Source organism: Mesorhizobium sp. M7A.F.Ca.CA.004.12.1.1, from assembly GCF_003997835.1.
Taxonomy (GTDB): Bacteria; Pseudomonadota; Alphaproteobacteria; order Rhizobiales; family Rhizobiaceae; genus Mesorhizobium.
Window position 1 is genome coordinate 1 of the sequence record NZ_RZRK01000899.1, and the last position, 2,390, is coordinate 2,390.

Below are 2,390 nucleotides of genomic sequence, written 5' to 3' on the forward strand. Positions count from 1 at the left end.
CCGCAGAGCCGTGCGATAGCCGTTGAACGTGCCGACATCGACATAGGCCGACCCAGCCTTGACGCCGGAGGCTTGACCTCCGGCCGCAAGGTAGGCGTTGACCAACGTGCCGATATATTCGTCACGGCATTCCCGTTCACGCCAGAGTGCCGCAAGCTGATGCAGGATCTGGCCCGGCATCTTGAACGCACCCCAAACCCAGTTCGTGGCGGCGTCCTGTTGCTTGACCTGGATTTCGATCACGCGCTCGTGGTCATCGACAACGACGGCGTCGAAGAATTCCGGACGATCCACCGGGAAGAGCAGAAATGAAAGCTGATCGTCAGGCAAATGACAGAAGCCGTCCTCGGGAAACCAGATCGTGTCGGGAAGGCCGACCAGGACGACCTCATCGGACGCGACGAGAGGCGCTGCCCGAAAAATCGCATCGCAAAGTCCAACGGGATTGGGCTGCACCACGAAGAGAGCCGCGGCGTCACCATAGCCGGCAGCGTAATATTCGAGGATGTCGGATTTGCCCGATCCAATGATGAAACAGATCTTGTCGACACCAGCGTGCACCATCCGCCGCACCAGATACTCGCTCACGGCGCAGGGACGCTCGGTCTGTCCATCGATCCGGCTGCCGACCGGCAGCAGCTCTTTCGAGAAGCCGAGCGGTTGAATGCGGCTGCCGCGCCCGGCAGCGGGCACAATGCCCAACATCAGACTGCTTCCATCATCGGTTCGCCGGGAGATCTTTGAAAGGCGTCGTTTAGAATCTGGTCCAGCTCCGCCGCGCGCCGGCCAGAGGTGTGTTCGTCGAGAACCCGTTGGCGCGCACGGGTTTTGATAGCATCGAGTTCTCCTGCGGGTAAGGCGAGCGCCGCGACCACGTCATCGGTGTCGTGGGCCAGCAGGATCTCGCTGCCGGGTTCGAAGAAGCTGCTTAGGCCCGGCCATGTGTCGGTTACGATAGGCGCTCCACATGCCGCTGCTTCGAACAACCGGCCCGAAGGGCACCAGCCCTTTTGCGCCATCGCCTCGCGGGTCACATTCAGTGTCAGACGAGAGGATGAGAAAAACGCCGGGTGATCGGCCGGCGGAAGGTGCCTGACGAAGAAGATGTTGTCGCTCCACGGGAATTCCTGCGGATATTGTGCGCCGCCGATGATGAAGCGCTGGTCCGCCAAGCGCGCAGCTGGGCGAACCAGCAGATTCTCGACGGCCGCCTGGCGATCGGGCGCGTAGGTTCCGAGATAGGAGAGATCGGCCTTGAACTCGGCCCGCGGCGTAGCCGGCCGGTGTTGATCCGGATCGACATGCCCATAGAGCGGCACCACGTGACGCGCGCCCAGAACCGCCTTCAGCGCGTCGACCGCCGAGCCGCCTGTGTAGCTCAGGACGAGGTCGAAATCGGCAAGACCCTCGGGGCCGAAATAGGGTGGACGCTCACCTTGTTCGATGCGGGCAAGCGTGACCGGAGTGTCCAGATCGTAGAAGACCCGCAGTCCGCGCCCTGCCTGCTGCGCCAGCCGCGAGGCGTCCACGGCATCGGGACAATAAGAGGTGACGATAACGACATCCGATCGTTTGATCGTTTGCTCCGCGACCCGGCGGATATCCTCCCAGTCCGGATAGAGCACGATGTTGCCGCCGTCCAGATGATCAACATCGCGCGTTCCGGCATAGTAGGGTGTGTCGCGTTCGAAGAAGGTGATGGACCAGCCGCGCCGGGCGAGGGCTCTGATCAGTCCCCTCCATAAGGTGGCATGGCCGTTACCCCATGAAGACGTGACGGTAAGACCGAAAATGACCATCTGCATCCGGCAAATCCTCGTCAGGCAACTTCGTTCAATCGGATCAGCTTCGCCCCCCAGTCGCCCGACACGATCGTGGTGATCGAGGCGGGATCGATGTCGAAGCGAAAGCAGTCGCCGGCCGGCAAGCCAAGGACTTTGCAGACGGCGGCCTTGATCACATCGGCGTGGCTGACCAGGGCGACACACTGATTCTGATGCTGCTCGTGGACAGCGTTCATCACCGCGACGACGCGCTGCTGGACATCCAGCATGGTTTCGCCGTTTGGTGTCCTGGCCTCCTGCCGCTGGTCGTTCCAGGCTCGCCAGCCGGCGTTGCCGCTCAACTCATCGAAGGTCTTTCCCGACCAGTCGCCGAAGTCGATCTCGTCGAGTTCGGCACAGATCGCGATTTCCCCGACGCCGCAGGCGAACGCGATTGGCAGGGCCGTCTCCCGGGTCCGCTCGCGCGGGCTGCACAAGATCGCTGCAATCGGCTCCCGGGCCATGCGGCAGCCAAGCTGCGTTGCCTGCGCCTTACCAGCATCCCCGAGGCAAACGCCGTCCATACGGCCTGCCAGATAGGAGCCGACATTGTCGTGTGCCGCATGG

3 protein-coding genes are annotated in these 2,390 nt (G+C 62.5%); all 3 read right to left on the reverse strand.

Annotation, left to right across the window (positions count from 1 at the left end):
- A partial coding sequence (locus EN984_RS31415) for a sugar phosphate nucleotidyltransferase (protein WP_127379188.1) occupies positions 1-705 on the reverse strand: 705 nt, incomplete at its 3' end.
- Positions 705-1,805 carry a glycosyltransferase gene (locus tag EN984_RS31420; protein ID WP_127270580.1) on the reverse strand — a complete coding sequence of 367 codons (1,101 nt, stop codon included), beginning with the start codon at positions 1,803-1,805 and terminating at the stop codon, positions 705-707. The genes EN984_RS31420 and EN984_RS31415, both read right to left, overlap by 1 nt.
- A gap of 14 nt (positions 1,806-1,819) precedes the next feature.
- Positions 1,820-2,390 (reverse strand): histidine phosphatase family protein (locus tag EN984_RS31425; RefSeq protein WP_164765785.1); only part of this gene is annotated, 571 nt, incomplete at its 5' end.